General features: G+C 58.6%; 14 protein-coding genes, 1 tRNA gene and 1 pseudogene. 3 read left to right on the top strand and 13 right to left on the bottom strand.

Annotated elements, in window-relative coordinates; genetic code table 11:
- Positions 1–1,187: 1,187 nt before the first annotated feature.
- Entirely contained in the window at positions 1,188–2,120 is a 933-nt protein-coding gene (locus tag J2Y83_RS13985; RefSeq protein ID WP_253396041.1) for a cation diffusion facilitator family transporter, read from the bottom strand.
- Between the two features lie 786 nt (positions 2,121–2,906).
- On the opposite strand from J2Y83_RS13985, the gene J2Y83_RS13980 reads away from it, so the two are divergent.
- Both J2Y83_RS13980 and J2Y83_RS13975 read left to right on the top strand, forming a co-directional pair.
- The gene (locus J2Y83_RS13980; protein ID WP_253396039.1) at positions 2,907–3,098 is read left to right on the top strand and encodes a hypothetical protein; all 192 of its coding nucleotides are present in this window, start codon (positions 2,907–2,909) and stop codon (positions 3,096–3,098) included.
- A gap of 153 nt (positions 3,099–3,251) precedes the next feature.
- A pseudogene (locus J2Y83_RS13975) lies at positions 3,252–3,491 on the top strand (alpha/beta fold hydrolase); the annotation flags it as partial.
- 110 nt (positions 3,492–3,601) lie between these two features.
- Here J2Y83_RS13975 and J2Y83_RS13970 read toward each other — a convergent pair.
- Both J2Y83_RS13970 and J2Y83_RS13965 read right to left on the bottom strand, forming a co-directional pair.
- Positions 3,602–3,688, bottom strand: a tRNA-Leu gene (locus tag J2Y83_RS13970).
- 312 nt (positions 3,689–4,000) lie between these two features.
- Complete coding sequence (locus J2Y83_RS13965; RefSeq protein ID WP_253396036.1) at positions 4,001–4,282, bottom strand: hypothetical protein; 282 nt, start codon at positions 4,280–4,282, stop codon at positions 4,001–4,003.
- A 199-nt stretch (positions 4,283–4,481) separates the two neighbouring features.
- Between J2Y83_RS13965 and J2Y83_RS13960 the strand changes: the two genes are divergently transcribed.
- Positions 4,482–4,940 carry a GFA family protein gene (locus J2Y83_RS13960; protein ID WP_247400661.1) on the top strand — a complete coding sequence of 153 codons (459 nt, stop codon included), beginning with the start codon at positions 4,482–4,484 and terminating at the stop codon, positions 4,938–4,940.
- 2 nt (positions 4,941–4,942) lie between these two features.
- Here J2Y83_RS13960 and J2Y83_RS13955 read toward each other — a convergent pair whose 3' ends face one another.
- The 10 genes from J2Y83_RS13955 to J2Y83_RS13910 form a co-directional block, all read right to left on the bottom strand.
- On the bottom strand, positions 4,943–5,470 hold the full coding sequence (locus J2Y83_RS13955; RefSeq protein WP_253396035.1) for a DinB family protein: 528 nt from the start codon (positions 5,468–5,470) through the stop codon (positions 4,943–4,945).
- A gap of 112 nt (positions 5,471–5,582) precedes the next feature.
- Positions 5,583–6,374 carry a hypothetical protein gene (locus J2Y83_RS13950; RefSeq protein WP_253396033.1) on the bottom strand — a complete coding sequence of 264 codons (792 nt, stop codon included), beginning with the start codon at positions 6,372–6,374 and terminating at the stop codon, positions 5,583–5,585.
- An 18-nt stretch (positions 6,375–6,392) separates the two neighbouring features.
- Complete coding sequence (locus tag J2Y83_RS13945) at positions 6,393–6,740, bottom strand: DUF2493 domain-containing protein (protein ID WP_253396031.1); 348 nt, start codon at positions 6,738–6,740, stop codon at positions 6,393–6,395.
- Between the two features lie 65 nt (positions 6,741–6,805).
- Positions 6,806–9,520, bottom strand: coding sequence for a magnesium-translocating P-type ATPase (gene mgtA, locus J2Y83_RS13940; protein ID WP_253396029.1), 2,715 nt, complete (start codon positions 9,518–9,520; stop codon positions 6,806–6,808).
- Positions 9,521–9,744: 224 nt separating this feature from the next.
- Entirely contained in the window at positions 9,745–10,047 is a 303-nt protein-coding gene (locus J2Y83_RS13935; RefSeq protein WP_253396027.1) for a hypothetical protein, read from the bottom strand.
- A 320-nt stretch (positions 10,048–10,367) separates the two neighbouring features.
- Positions 10,368–10,979 (bottom strand): LysE family transporter, encoded by a 612-nt coding sequence (locus tag J2Y83_RS13930; protein WP_253396025.1) that lies wholly within the window; start codon positions 10,977–10,979, stop codon positions 10,368–10,370.
- A gap of 74 nt (positions 10,980–11,053) precedes the next feature.
- A complete protein-coding gene (locus tag J2Y83_RS13925; protein WP_253396023.1) occupies positions 11,054–11,845 on the bottom strand; it encodes an AraC family transcriptional regulator in 792 nt (263 codons plus the stop codon).
- A gap of 50 nt (positions 11,846–11,895) precedes the next feature.
- Positions 11,896–12,582: an arsenical resistance protein ArsH gene (gene arsH, locus J2Y83_RS13920; RefSeq protein ID WP_253396021.1), complete on the bottom strand. Its 687-nt coding sequence runs from the start codon at positions 12,580–12,582 to the stop codon at positions 11,896–11,898.
- Positions 12,579–13,064, bottom strand: a complete 486-nt coding sequence (locus tag J2Y83_RS13915; RefSeq protein WP_253396019.1) for an arsenate reductase ArsC — start codon at positions 13,062–13,064, stop codon at positions 12,579–12,581. The genes arsH and J2Y83_RS13915 overlap by 4 nt, the downstream gene beginning before the upstream one ends.
- Before the next feature lie 13 nt (positions 13,065–13,077).
- Entirely contained in the window at positions 13,078–14,361 is a 1,284-nt protein-coding gene (locus J2Y83_RS13910; protein WP_253396018.1) for an arsenic transporter, read from the bottom strand.
- Between the last annotated feature and the right edge of the window lie 9 nt (positions 14,362–14,370).

The following is a 14,370-nucleotide window of genomic DNA, read 5'->3' as shown; positions in this document are numbered from 1 at the left end:
GGTGCGGAGCAAGGTTAGAAATGGTGGTCCAGAAAAGATAAGGGCTGCATCAGATTCTCCGGCAAGCTCTTGATCTCTACGGTGCGAATGGAGAGGGCTAGCTTTTTGATAGCAGACTCACTCCCGCAAGACTCACTTTGCAGGCATGACCAGGTAACGGCTTGCCGAGCCAACTCACGCAGAACTCATCCACTTCCACCCATGTGTCCGCAGGCGATTGTTGGCATCGAATGAGCTCTGAGCAGACGCCGTTTTGATCAACTCTGACGAAGCTGCGGAATTTAGAGGGCGTGACGAAAAATAGCTTAAGCCACAGCATGATGATCTCCTTATTGTTATTGGTAGCTATCTAGGTATCGCTTTATTTCAGGCCGAGGCCATTGGATTCTGGGGTTTTTGCTGCACATTTCGTTTTGATGTTCTTGGTATTTCGGGCGCTGTTAGGCGCGCCTTATGTTGGCCCGGTCACGTCGAATGTTGGTCTCAAAACTGTATTGCAGTTCCTTAAAAATGACAGGCTTTATGGGCAAACGACCCGATCGCAAGCTCGATGCACTCATGGCGAGTCACTGTGCCGGTCATTGCGGCGATCTGCTCGAATATGAGCAGCGAGGGGCCCGTGATTAGTCCAGCCATTAGGTCCATTTGAGGGTCTAGAAAGCGTAGCAGTGGCCAACTAAACGGCCCGCGCACGGGCCTAATGGACATCCTTCAAAGACGCAGAGGGGATTGGTTTCCCCCTCCTATCTCTGCTGAGCGTTACGCCGTCGTGTTGACTCGCGTGCCTATTGATCCTGAGGTTGCTTTGGTCTGTTCGACTTCGCCCGGAGTGCTACCGTCATGATCGCCGTCGCTGTCTGCCTGCACGGCTGGCCGGACTTGGGGTTTGAATGCTGCAGGTTGCGGTTGTGTGATGTGTGTCGAACCAGTAATTGCCGATGTCATGTGAATCCCCTCAAGAGCCGGTTGTTTGAGTTAATACTATCGGCATATTGTTTCAATGTTTAGACGCTTTAGTTAAGCGTCTCATGAATAAAAATAATTGAGAGTGTTTCCTAGTCTTAAGTTTGGTTCGGCACGTTAGTGCTCAAGTTGTACGTGAAAAATGTGTGATAATTTTGTGATGGTTTACACGTTGTTTTTGCACTATCTATCTTGGCGCGTCGTGTTACAGGCGCCGCGCCGGGTTAATGATCAAGGTCAGGTCGGTGCCAGGGATCTACGTGCGTCATAAGATTCAAAACGCGATGTATCCGCATCACTTCTTCCCTTGCTGAAACTGCAATAGCATGACCTTGCGCAACGGTAATTGAAGCATCTACTTCGATATGAGCATCGACGATGATCATGTCACCCATTTTTCGAGTTCGTAGATCATGCACACCTTTAACTCCAGGTATGTTTTGGAGCGTGTTGCGAATGGTTTGTACTTCCTGCTCATCGGCAGAGCGGTCCATCAGGTCATGTAATGAATCCCAAGTGAAGGTCCAACCCATCTTGGCGATCATGCCTCCGACAACAAGCGCAGCAATGGGGTCAAGAATCGGGTAGCCGGCCAGATTACCAACGATGCCTATACCGACAACCAAGGAGGACGCCGCGTCGGATCTTGCGTGCCAGGCATTGGCAACCAACAAACTAGACTTAACTTTTTTGGCGACCCTCAGCATAAAGCGAAACAACAGCTCCTTGGCTACCAGCGCCGCGATGGCAACCCACAAGGCAGCAACGTGTACCGTTGGAATCGACTCAGGGGTTTGAAGCTTGAACACCGCAGATCCGATCATGCCGACACCCACGATCAACAAGAGTATTCCCAATACCATGGATGCGGCGGTCTCGAAACGCAGATGCCCATAAGGATGACCTTCGTCAGCATCCTCTTTGCTTTTGTGGCTGGCGAATAGCACTACGAAATCAGCGATCAAGTCTGATAGCGAGTGAATACCATCGGCTACAAGCCCCTGGGATTTTGACATCACGCCTACTGCAATTTGTGTAAGTGAGAGCGCAATATTGACGATGACGCTCATCCATGTGCATCGGGAGGCTGCCGATGCGCGGGCGGCTTGACTATATCCCTCGTCTTCAGAGTCTTCAGCTATTTGTTCATGATTCATATTTGTTTCTCTAATTGAAATTGATACTCGTCTCGCGCTGCGAGCAAGGTCAGTACTCAGTAATAGCTGAGCTTTTTATCGGGCGTGAAGGGTAAGGGGTGTGCCTCAATTAAAGCAAGTAGTCGTGCATTCTAAAAGTGTGTAAGTGCCGATTTTAGGGTTGCCTGGAATGATGTAAATACTAATGTTTCGCGTAACTAAGATTTCAGGTTGGCTACAGAGTTAGTGAGTCAAAGCGGGATGCTTCTCAACTGGAATAAAGGAAAGGTCGACGGCCACAGAGGCATGGGGTCTATATCAAAGACTCAAACGGTCATGCGCAAATACATTCACAAAAATTAATGTTGCTGTACTTAAACATTGACGTGTGAGTACTGTATTTGTGGGCCAGTTATAAGCCTTGCGCTACAAACCCCAGGGGTAAACTGGTTAGCGTCGCTTTTGAGCGAGGGCATCAGGTCTGAGTTCCGCGTCGATGTTCTTCAGAGCGGACCACCGGCGTTCTCCCCGATCACCTCAAGGGCGCCTCGGACGTTTTGGCCGGTATCCGTATGGCCTTGGCATTCGACGAGCAGCGCCAACTCCATCAGCGCAGCCTCTGTAGATCACGACCGGTGGCGCACCCGAGATGAAAATTTTCTAAACGAGTGACGTCGCGCCTCTGAATGATCTCTAATTCGAATGGGTGATGGCATAATGCCACGTGTGCGCTGGTCGAACGTGACGTCGTTGAACGTTTTTTGAGACCTCAGGTTCCATTCCTCCGACATGATCAGGTGATCTGCAATGCGTCGTTCAGCTGTAAAAGCCTGGAGGGACCTTCTATACCAGGTTGTAAACGAACAGGACGTTGAGGACAAATATTTCAAGTTGCTTAGTGGGGCCGACCGCATGAAGAACGCCGGTCTCATCAACGAGGATGAATGGCGGAAGCTTGTTCGTAAGGCGGGCGAATTTCTTGCAAACAATGTTGAATAAGAAATACGGCTGCTGGCAGAAACAATATATCCGGCGCTGGGCCTGGTTATCTGTTGACTCGGGCGAGGGAGTATTTGGGGGAGGGTATTGAGTGGTCTCCGCTAACGCTAAAGAGTATCGAAAGCGTAGTGGCAGGCAAAATTACCGCGTTGGTTTCTCGACGATCGTACCGATCTGACACAGCGGCTGGATGAGATGCACATGCCTGTATTGCTTATCTGGGGGGATTCGGACCCGATTAGTCCACTCGGTGTTGGCCAGCGGCTTAACCAGCTCCTTCTGAATGCCGAAATACACGTGCTCTCCGGCGCTGGTCATGACCTGGGCTTTACCCACCCATTAGAAGTTGCCGGGTTGATTGATAAACACCTGGCTCATGGGCTGGGCAGTTGAAACGTTTTCGATGGCTTGTATTCGATCGGCAGGACGCCGGAGCAATGAAATTGCGGAGCAAAAACAATAAGGGCCTGCATGAAGTTCATCATGCAAGCCCTTGATATCTATGGTGCCCGAAGCCGGAATCGAACCGGCACGCCCTTACGAGCGGGGGATTTTAAGTCCCATGCGTCTACCAGTTTCGCCATTCGGGCGGTAGCGCGGTGCAGCAGGGTTGGGAATATATAGATCCGGGCGCTTGGGCGCAAGGTCGAAGGTGCCTTTGTTGTACAAAGAGGGGGATGAAAAAGCTCGATAGATCAGTGGTCTACATAGGTAGCCGGGGAGAAACCGAAGATTCCGAGGGCTGGGGAACAGGCCTCAAAAATGACAGGTACGCCGATACGCTGTCTCTGCACTTCAGAGTGGATGCTCAGTAGTAAGCAGGCTGGTGTCTGAGTGTAGGACACTCGCACTTGGTCCAGCAGAACAAAGCCCCGGCGCGACCGGGGCTTCTGCATCTTGGCCTATACGAAAGGCTGGCCACTGAAGCCGCGTGGCAGGCGTTGCAACCCGGGCAGGTCGGTCAGGCGTTGTGCCCAAGCGCTGCGCCAGTCGCTGGAGGTGTGGGTCCTGGCTTTGCGCGAAGCACGGCGTGCGGCGTTGCGTTGGGTGCGTCGCGCTTCCTTGTAGGCTTCGGTGTTGCGGCAGGTACGGCATTTGACGCGGTTCAGCTCAGTGCTGGAGGGGAGGTTGCCGCCGTGATGGCCGCAGGCTAAGTGCCCGGCGACCTTGAAGTGAATGACCATGTAAGCGTCTCCTTCTTGGGGGGGGGCGCGCATCGGTAGACCCACAATGCACGCGGGGAGCGCGGGCTGCGATTAATCCCGACACCTTCAATTACGACCCCACGCCGGTCGCAGCGTTCGGTTTGTGCCCTGCAGCCCTGTTCAACCCCTGGGCGCGACGTTACCCTGGCTCGAGCCTAATCATAAAAAGGAGTGAGTGATGAGCGTCGAAAACCTGCCCCATGAAGGCAGTTGCCGTTGTAACCGAGTGCGCTTCAGTGTGAGCCAGGCCCCGGTGATCACCATGGCCTGTCATTGCACCGGTTGTCAGAAGATGACCGCCAGCGCGTTCTCCCTCAGTGCGCTGATTCCCGCCAGTGCGTTCACCGTGACCCAGGGTTGCCCCGTGGTCGGCGGTATGCATGGCGTGGACCGCCATTACTTTTGCCCGCATTGCATGAGCTGGCTGTTTACCCGCCCCCATGGCATAGATGAGTTCGTCAATGTGCGTGCGACGTTGTTGGATAACGCCAAGGATTACCTGCCTTTCATGGAAACCTGGACCTGCGAGAAATTGCCCTGGGCCACGACGCCGGCAGTCGAGCGCTTTGCACAATTGCCCGCACCGGAGGATTTTCCGCGTTTGTTGCAGGCCTACGCCGAGTTCAGCGCCCGCTGAGTTCAGTCGATCAGCGCGAGCAGGTCGGTATCGCCCACATCGTGTCCCGCCTGGGTCAGCAGCGTTGTCACCTGGCCCCGGTGATGGGTCTGATGATTGAAAAAATGCATCAGCAAGCTGAAAAACGGCTTGTCCGCCGCGACGCCGCGCATGTTGCGGTATTGCAGGCGCAGGTCGAGGTCGGGATCGCGCAGGCTCTGCGCCCAGTCGATGATCAGTCGATCCAGCCAGGCGCGGTGCGTGGCCAACTCGCGCAGGTTGGCGAAGGCCAGGTGCTTGAGGTCGGTGGGGGTGGCAATGGCGCTTAACGGTGCCAGCGCCGAATGGCCGGCGGGATGCTGGGCAAAGCGCTTGAGCCACACGGTGTCACCCAGTGTCAGGTGGTTCAGCGTGCCGAGGATCGAACCGAAAAACGCACGGCGATCCATTCGTAATTCGGCGTCCGTCAGCTTGGCCGCCGCGTCATAGACTTTGCGGTTCATCCACTGGTTGTAGGTCGCCATCAGGGCAATCTGTTCGAGACGGTTCACATGCGTGCTCTCTGGCGGTGCGATGGCGCCATCATAAGACGTGTCCGCCCGGTGGTCATCGGGTTCCGGTAGGGGCGGCGCCGCAGGCGCCACCGATGCGAAGGGGGAATCCTTAGAAACGCAGCGTAGCGCCGGTGCTCAACCATTGCGTGCGCTCAGCCACCAGGCTGCGCCCGACCACCACGTCTACGTCGACCAACGGCCCAATGTGGAATCGCGGGCCCGCTTGCCAGGCCTGCTCACTGCCTTTCTGGCCGTAGCGCTCGACTATCAGTGTCAATGAATGCGCCACCTGGTATTCGACGCCGGTGCCCCATGTGAGGCGATGGTTTTGCTCGCCGTTGTCATACGCATGGGTCCATCCGGCATTCAGGTTCAGTCGCAGCGGCTCCAGCGGTTGCCACGTCAACGGTACGTTGAAATCCGCGCCGTCAAACGCGTGCCGCCGGTCGAGGGCAACGTGGGCACCGACGGATACGGCCATCTCCAGGCCCAAGTCCTGGCGTGACATCATCTGTGCCTTCACTTGCGGGCTTACTTGAGTCTCGCGGTTGGCCCGTGACAGTGTCGCGCCCCACTGTATTGCAGGCAGGGCGTTGAAGGTGCAGGCAGGCGACATCGTCTCGTTGTGCGCACTGCTGTTGTGTCGCTCGGCGCTGTACCAGGCGTCGACGTTGCATTCGCCCGGCGCATTGATTGCGCCGTCGTCGACCACGTAGGCGCCCCCCGCTGCGAAGGCCTTCGACAATAGGCTGATGACGAGGATGACGCTGAGCGTCAGCCCGATAAACATCAGGTTACGCCGCAGCGCGCGCCGTTTGGCGGGCGGTAGCAACAAGAGGGTATGGCGAGCGCCGCGATAGCGGGCAACCCTGTCCGAGTGTTGGCGGTGTTTCTTGTACATGGCGTACCTCGCTTGAATTCAGCTTTCTACGGTCAGCACCGAAATGCCGCTGGCTTTGGCCTGGCAGACCAGCTCGGATGTGTCGTCACCGCCTGGCAGGGCGATGACCACATTGGGTCGGCTGTCGGACAGCATGAATTCGTTGCGCTGGCGCTCCGCCTGCTTGCCGTGGCGCTGCCAATTGGGCGGGTAACGCACCACATCGATACCGATTTCCCGCGCCCATTCCTCGATGTCGCTGCCTAGGAATTGGTTGCCGCCGTGGATCAATACCTGCACCGGGCGCAGGCGGTGGTAGGCGTCCAGCACTTGGCGGGACATTTTCGTGTCGGCGTAATGACGACCTGCACAGATCAGCACGCGCATCGTTGAAATCCTTGTAGTACACGGTGGCCGCCGGGCGGCCGCCACCATTTAAACGGAGGGAGTGATCAGTACCACTGCTTGAAGCGGCGGATGTAGATCGTCTTCATCAGTTGGGCCACACAGCAGTAGCTGAGCAAGGTACCCACCAGCCACGGGAAGTACGCCAGCGGTAGCGGTTGCAAGCCCACCAGGGCGCCGAGCGGTGAAAACGGCACGTAGATCCCCAGGGCGATTACCACGCAGGTCATCAGCAATACGGGCCATGCGGCGGTGCTCTGGAAGAACGGGATCTTGCGGGTGCGCAGCATATGCACCACCAGGGTTTGCGAGAGCAGCCCCTCGATGAACCAGCCGGATTGGAACAGCGTCTGCATCTCTACGCTGTTGGCGGCGAACACGTACCACATCAGTGCGAAGGTGGTGATGTCGAAGATCGATGAGGTTGGCCCGATCCACAGCATGAAGCGGCCGATGTTCTTCGCGTCCCACTTGCGCGGCTTGGCCAGGTATTCCTTGTCCATCTTGTCCCACGGCAAGGCCAGTTGGGAGATGTCGTACATCAGGTTCTGCAGCAGCAGGTGGATCGCCAGCATCGGCATGAACGGAATAAACGCACTGGCCACCAGCACCGAGAACACGTTGCCGAAGTTGGAGCTGGCGGTCATGTTCAGGTACTTCATGATATTGCCGAAGGTTTCGCGGCCCTTGAGCACACCTTCCTCCAGCACCATCAGGCTCTTTTCCAGCAGGATAATGTCGGCCGATTCCTTGGCAATGTCGGTGCCGCTGTCCACCGAGATACCCACGTCGGCATCGCGCAGCGCCGGTGCATCGTTGATGCCGTCACCGAGGAAACCGACGGTGTGGCCGTTGGCTTGCAGGGCCTTGAGCACCCGCGACTTTTGCAGCGGTGTCAGCTTGGCGAACACCGTGCGTTCTTCCACGCGGCGCAGCAGGGTTGTGTCGTCCATTGTTTCGATGTCCACACCGAGCAGTGGCTGGCCTGGGTCAAGGCCGACCTGGCGGCAGATCTTGCTGGTGACCACGGCGTTGTCGCCGGTCAGCACTTTCACCGCGACGCCGATCTGTTGCAGCGCCGCAATCGCCGGGCCTGCGGTTTCCTTCGGTGGATCGAGGAAGGTCAGGAACCCCTGGATCACCAGGTTGCGCTCATCGGCGGTGGTGTACTGCCGGCGCGCCACGGCGTTCGGGATGTTGCGGGTGGCGACCACCAGCACGCGGAAGCCGTCCTCGTTGTAGTCATTGGCAATCGCCAGTAACTCCTGGCGACGCCGCTGATCCAGCGGCACGGCGGCGCCGGCTTCGAGCACATGCGTGGAAATGCTCAGCATCTCTTCCACGGCGCCTTTGCACACCAGCAGGTGGTCGTCGGCGGCGTCCTTGACCACAATCGACAGGCGACGGCGTACAAAGTCGAACGGCAATTCATCGATCTTGCTGTAGGCAAACGGCACCTGGAACTTGGGGTTCTGTGCCGAGAATTGCACCACGGCCTGGTCCATCAGGTTCTTCATGCCGCTCTGGTGATAGCTGTTGAGCCAGGCCAGGGACAGCACCGCATCATCACGCTGGCCAAAGGCGTTGACGTGGTGCTCAAGGATGATCTTGTCCTGGGTCAGGGTGCCGGTCTTGTCGGTACACAGCACATCCATCGAACCGAAGTTCTGGATCGCGTTGAGGCGCTTGACCACCACTTTGCGCTTGGCCATGGCGGTGGCGCCCTTGGCCAGGTTGGCGCTGACAATCATCGGCAGCATTTCCGGGGTCAGGCCCACGGCGACCGCCAGGGCAAACAGGAAGGCATCGCCCCAGTCCCCCTTGGAGAAACCGTTGAGGAAGAACACGATCGGCACCATCACCAGCATGAAGCGGATCAGTAGCCAACTGACGCTGTTCACGCCGCGATCAAACGCGGTCTGCGCCCGGGAGCCGACAATCGCTTTGGCCAGAGAGCCGAAGTAGGTGCGCGGTCCGGTGGCCACCACCACGGCTTTCGCCCGGCCGCTGACCACATTGGTGCCCATGAAGCAGATGTTCGGCAGGTCCAGCAAGTTACCCTGGTCGGCGGCAAGGGGGCTGGCGGATTTTTGCGTTACGTCCCCCAGCGTGTCGTATTTCTCCACCGGTAAGGCTTCGCCGGTCAGCACTGCCTGGCTGATAAACAGGTCGCGGGATTCGATCAGGCGGATGTCGGCCGGGATCATATCGCCGGCCGATAGCTGCACGATATCGCCAGCCACCAGTTCACGCATCGGCACTTCGCGCAGTGTCGGTTGGCCGCCGACTTGTTCGCGGCGTAACACGGTGGCGGTGGTACGCACCATGGCTTTGAGCGCTTCGGCGGACTTGGCCGAGCGGTGCTCCTGCCAGAATCGCAGCAGGCTGCTGAGCAGAACCATGGTCATGATGATGATGACTTTGGTCAGGTCGACTTCTTCACCGGCCTGTAACGGCAGCCAGTAATCAGTGACGAAGCTGATCGCGCCCAGCGTCAGCAGCACGTAGATAAACGGATTGTTCAGTGCCTGCAGGAACTGGACGATGGCGTGAGGCGGCTTGTCATGGGCCACTTCGTTATGGCCTTGCCGTTGCAGGCGCGCGGCGGCGTCCATCTCGGTCAGGCCATCCTGGGTGGCCCGCACATTGGCCAGGGTGGCCGACAGACCGTTGTGGGCCTCGCGGGCGGCACGCATCGACAGGCGGGTGTCGGCGTCGGTGCGGTTTTTCTTGTGCTGTGGTGGTTTTTTTACGGCGCTCATGGTGTGTACTCCTGTCGCCAATTCTCGACAAAACATACCCGGTACTGACCTGATGACAGGCGAGCGAAAGCATGCCGAGCCGCGGACTTCGCGATCGGTTCAAATAAGGTGTTGAATAACTTTCAAGGGGCCCGCTAATAGCGCGTTAGTTACTACTCGCGCAGCGGGCTACTACTGGACAGGTTCATAAAGAACTCCAGGGTATTAGTCGGGAAGTTGCAGTTTCAGTCGATGTATGCGGCGCGAGTGCTCAGGGATAGATCGAGCATCCGGCGTGCTTCAGCCAGGCTGGAAACGATACGCCTCTGTGGGTCCTGAGGGTCGGTTTGAGCCCAATGCTGTTGCAGTCGGCCGGTCGTTGGGCAGACACGCCAATGCGCCAGCGGATGGGCCGGACGCACTTGAGGGGAGGGTGCGGCAAAGGCCGGGCGGGCAGCAGAAAAGCCTGCGGGCGCGCGGCACAGCTTGGCGCGCAGGGCGGCGGCCAGCATTCGTGGATCATTTACAACAAAGGTTTGGAAGGTCATAACAACACCTCGGGACCGGACGGGCGACCGGCGAGGCAGTTACGATGGAGCACAAGCTCTAGCGCAGCTTACCGGACCGGGGAGGCGAGTCCTGTCATATTCTGGATTTGGCGCCCGATGCCCGCCAACGCGGTGCTCGGACAGCGACTAAATACTGTGTCCATTGGCTTCTTTTGTGAGGTTTAAAAAAGGCCCCAGTTGCGGGCAGGGGCAATCTACTTAGCCCGTTACAGAATGTCAACGCATGATTAATCAAATGGCAAAGTGTTCAGAGTCTATTCAGATAGAACACACTCGCAAGTTGTCGGGCATATATAACTTCATATACCTTGCGCGGCGAGAACGGCGAGATAGATCAAGACCACACCGCACGCTCCATAACTGATGCGCTGCCAGGTCGGCGAGGCGTTCTTGCGCAACAGATTCACCAGTGCGGCCGTCAGAAAACACGACAACACCGAAGCCAGCATGAAGCCGGCGAAAAACATCAGCGTCTGCGCGTGGCTGGGCGTGGCCCCGACGATGCCCGATAAAGCACTGCCCAGCGCACCCCAGTACACAATGTTTTTCGGGTTGGCCAGCGAAATGGCCGCGCCCACGGCCAGCGCATTCTGACTGGAGCCGGCCGGTGCGCTGTCGGCTTCGGGCAAGCGCCAGGCGTCGCGTAGGCTGCGCACGCCGAGCCAGGTGAGGTACAGCGCGCAGACGAGGGTCAGCGGCACGCGCACGGCGTCATGTTGGATCAGCAGCGCGATGCCGGTCAGGCCGATCACGGCCCACACCGCATCGCCGACCAGCGAACCGACCTGCACCAGCAGCGCGGGAGTAAAACCGTGCAGCAAGCCACGGCGCAGGGTCTCCGCCAGCACAGCGCCGGGGGAGAGGCAAAACACAAAACCGAATACCAGTGCGTAGAAGAAGATCGCCAGCATGCCTGTGCTCCATCCAATGATGGCAGGCAGTGTGCTGGCGCACGCAGAGGTTGTCTTGGACCAGATTGTGCTGTTTAGCGTTTCGCCACACTTTGATATCGGCCAGGCGTGATGCCATAGGCCGCGCGAAAATGCCGGTTGAGGTGGCTTTGGTCGGCAAAACCGAGCTGATGGGCGACCTCGCCGGCCGCCATCCCATTGCGCAATAGGCCTTTGGCGCGGCGCGTGCGCAATTGCATGGCCCACTGACGAGGGCTGAGCCCGGTCTCTTTTTGAAAGGTGCGCAGCAGGTGGAACTTGGACAACCCCAGCTCCTCGCCGAGGTGGTCCAGGGGCAGCGATTGATGCAGTTGTTCGGCAAGCAACTCCTGGGCGCGACCGATCAGGCTTTTACCGGCTGCCGCGCTGGCGGGCACGCGCACGCCGCTGAGGCTGACCACTTCGCCCAGCAATACAACCAAGGCGTCTTCGTTCAACTCACGGACCAGCGCGTCGCCGCTTAAGGCGCCCTTCGCCACAACCGCCAGGCGCCGTGCGACATCCGGCTGAAAACACAGCGATCGATCGAACTCTACATGCGCCAGCCCCAAGTCGCAGGCCAATTGGTTCGCGGTGACGTAGAGGCTGACAAACTGCCACGGCGCTCCGTCCGCTGCACCGCCGCCCTGAATCTGCCCTGGGTTATACAGGGTGATGGACCCTGGCCCGGCCTCGAACTCCTGGCGGTCCAGCCACACTTTTTCCTCGCCTACAAGGTTCACGCCGATCACGCATTCGTCATGGCTGTGGCGGGCAAAGGTCAGGCCGGTGCAATGGACGCTGTTGATTTCGTAGTTGCCCAGCCAGGTGTGTTGCAGGGTGCTCATGGGGTCGGCTCAGTCACGGGATGGACGTGAGCATACGCCGTCAGCAGGGCTCAGATCGACCGTTGATTGACCCGTTGCGACAGTTCATCCGCGCTTTCCTTGCGCTCCGAGTAGCGGTCGACCAAGTCCGGGCGATCACGCAGCAGCACGGTGAACTTCACCAGTTCTTCCATCACGTCGACAACGCGATCATAGAGTGCGGAGGGTTTCATGCGGTCCTGATCATCGAACTCCATGAACGCCTTGGGCACCGAGGATTGATTGGGGATGGTGAACATACGCATCCACCGCCCGAGTACGCGCAGTTGGTTGACCGTGTTGAACGACTGGGAACCACCGCACACTTGCATCACCGCCAGGGTCTTGCCCTGGGTCGGGCGGACCGCGCCCAAGGACAGTGGCACCCAGTCGATTTGTGCCTTGAACACCGCCGACATCGAACCGTGTCGTTCAGGGGAGCACCAGACCTGGCCTTCCGACCATTGCATCAGCTCCAACAGTTCCTGCACTTTGGGATGCTCACGCGGAGCAGCATCGGGTAATGGCAAACCGCTCGGGTTAAAGATGCGCGTTTGCGCGCCGAAGTGTTGCAAGAGGCGCGCGGACTCTTCCACCAGCAGGCGGCTGAACGACCGTTCGCGGGTCGATCCATAGAGCAGCAGAATGCGCGGGGGCTGACTCGGTTCGGCAGGGCGTGAAGTGATTAACGACGCGTCCAGATTGGGCAGGGTGGTCATGCTTGCTCCGCCTGCAACAGCGCAATGCGCTCGAGTTCTGCTTTCAGTTCGCCAGGGTCGAGATCGGCAAAGGGCAGGGCGAAAAACGCCCGACAGCGCGTGGCGATGGTCCGCAACGTGGCGTCGAAGGCGGCTTGGATGCTTGCCTCGTCACCGTCGACATCCGAAGGATCTTCCAACCCCCAATGCGCCTTCAGCGCCGGGCCGAAATACACTGGGCAGGACTCACCGGCAGCCTTGTCGCACACCGTGATCACCACATCCGGCGGGCTGCCTTCAAAGGCGTCGTTGCCCTTGCTGTACAGGCCCTCGGTGCGGATGCCCGCCGCCTGCAAGGTGCTCAGGCTGCGGGGCAGCACCTGACCCTTGGGGAAGCTGCCGGAGCTGACCGCCTCAAACCCTTCTGGCGCCAGGTGGTTGAACATCGCTTCGGACAAAATGCTCCGGCAGCTGTTGGCGGTACACATGAACAAGACTTTCATTGGCGGATGTCCTTTAGAGGCTAAGGCGCAAGGCGAGGGCGGCGAGCGTGATCAGCAGCACCGGCAAGGTCAGTACAATCCCGACCTTGAAGTAGTAACCCCAGGTGATGGTGATGCCTTTACGCGCCAGGATATGCAGCCATAGCAGGGTCGCCAGGCTGCCGATGGGGGTGATTTTCGGGCCGAGGTCGCTGCCGATCACGTTGGCGTAGATCATCGCGTCCTTGACCACGCCGACGGCATGGCTGGATTCGATGGACAGCGCACCGATCAACACGGTCGGCAGGTTGTTCATTGCCGAAGACAACAATGCCGTCAGCACCCCGGTGCCCATCGCCGCGCCCCACACGCCGTAGGTGGCGAAGGTGTCGAGCCAGGTCGCCAGGTAGGTGGTCAGCCCGGCGTTGCGCAGCCCGTAGACCACCAGGTACATGCCCAGGGAAAAGATCACGATCTGCCAGGGCGCGTCCTTGAGCACTTTGCGCGTGGAAATCTTGTGGCCTTTGGCGGCGATCACCAGCAGCAACACCGCGCACGCAGCAGAGATGGCACTGATGGGAATCCCCAACGGTTCCAGGGCAAAACACCCGACCAGCAGGATGCCCAGCACCCACCAACCGGCGCGAAAGGTGGCGCGGTCGTGAATGGCGCTGGCCGGGTCAGCCAGGTCGGCCGGGTCGTAGGTCTGCGGAATATCGCGGCGGAAAAACCACAGCAGCACCGCCAGGGTGGCGGCGACGCTGACGAGGTTGACCGGCACCATCACCGCCGCGTATTCATTGAAGCCGATCTTGAAATAGTCCGCCGAGACAATGTTCACCAGGTTCGACACCACCAGCGGCAGGCTCGCCGTGTCGGCAATAAACCCTGCGCCCATGACGAACGCCAGGGTTGCCGCCGGGGAAAAACGCAGCGCCAGCAACATCGACATCACAATCGGCGTGAGGATCAGTGCCGCGCCGTCATTGGCAAACAGCGCCGACACCAGCGCGCCCAGCAGCACCATATAGGCAAACAACCGCCGGCCGCGCCCACGGCCCCAACGGGCCACATGCAACGCTGCCCAGGCAAAGAATCCGGCCTCATCCAGCAACAGGCTGATGACGATCAGCGCGACAAAGGTGCCGGTGGCATTCCAGATGATGTGCCACACCACCGGGATGTCCGCCAGGCTGATCACGCCACAGGCCAGTGCGAGGATCGCGCCCAGGGTCGCGCTCCAGCCGACGCCCAGGCCTTTGGGCTGCCAGATGACCAGGACGATGGTGAAGATAAAAATCGCAATTGCGACAAGCATGGATAAACG

The sequence above is a fragment of the Pseudomonas marginalis genome, assembly GCF_024169655.1.
Classification (GTDB): domain Bacteria; phylum Pseudomonadota; class Gammaproteobacteria; order Pseudomonadales; family Pseudomonadaceae; genus Aquipseudomonas; species Aquipseudomonas paraveronii.
Note: the sequence above shows the minus strand (reverse complement) of the source record. Positions and strands in the feature narration are given on the sequence as shown.

Bases quoted from the DNA above. Each gene is read 5' to 3' on its own strand.
- J2Y83_RS13930 (WP_253396025.1), bottom strand. From the start codon at position 10,979: ATGCTGGCGATCTTCTTCTACGCACTGGTATTCGGTTTTGTGTTTTGC.
- J2Y83_RS13915 (WP_253396019.1), bottom strand. From the start codon at position 13,064: ATGAAAGTCTTGTTCATGTGTACCGCCAACAGCTGCCGGAGCATTTTG.
- J2Y83_RS13910 (WP_253396018.1), bottom strand. From the start codon at position 14,361: ATGCTTGTCGCAATTGCGATTTTTATCTTCACCATCGTCCTGGTCATC.
- J2Y83_RS13960 (WP_247400661.1), top strand. From the start codon at position 4,482: ATGAGCGTCGAAAACCTGCCCCATGAAGGCAGTTGCCGTTGTAACCGA.
- arsH (WP_253396021.1), bottom strand. From the start codon at position 12,582: ATGACCACCCTGCCCAATCTGGACGCGTCGTTAATCACTTCACGCCCT.
- J2Y83_RS13965 (WP_253396036.1), bottom strand. From the start codon at position 4,282: ATGGTCATTCACTTCAAGGTCGCCGGGCACTTAGCCTGCGGCCATCAC.
- J2Y83_RS13980 (WP_253396039.1), top strand. From the start codon at position 2,907: ATGCGTCGTTCAGCTGTAAAAGCCTGGAGGGACCTTCTATACCAGGTT.
- mgtA (WP_253396029.1), bottom strand. From the start codon at position 9,520: ATGAGCGCCGTAAAAAAACCACCACAGCACAAGAAAAACCGCACCGAC.
- J2Y83_RS13945 (WP_253396031.1), bottom strand. From the start codon at position 6,740: ATGCGCGTGCTGATCTGTGCAGGTCGTCATTACGCCGACACGAAAATG.
- J2Y83_RS13935 (WP_253396027.1), bottom strand. From the start codon at position 10,047: ATGACCTTCCAAACCTTTGTTGTAAATGATCCACGAATGCTGGCCGCC.
- J2Y83_RS13950 (WP_253396033.1), bottom strand. From the start codon at position 6,374: ATGTACAAGAAACACCGCCAACACTCGGACAGGGTTGCCCGCTATCGC.
- J2Y83_RS13925 (WP_253396023.1), bottom strand. From the start codon at position 11,845: ATGAGCACCCTGCAACACACCTGGCTGGGCAACTACGAAATCAACAGC.
- J2Y83_RS13985 (WP_253396041.1), bottom strand. From the start codon at position 2,120: ATGAATCATGAACAAATAGCTGAAGACTCTGAAGACGAGGGATATAGT.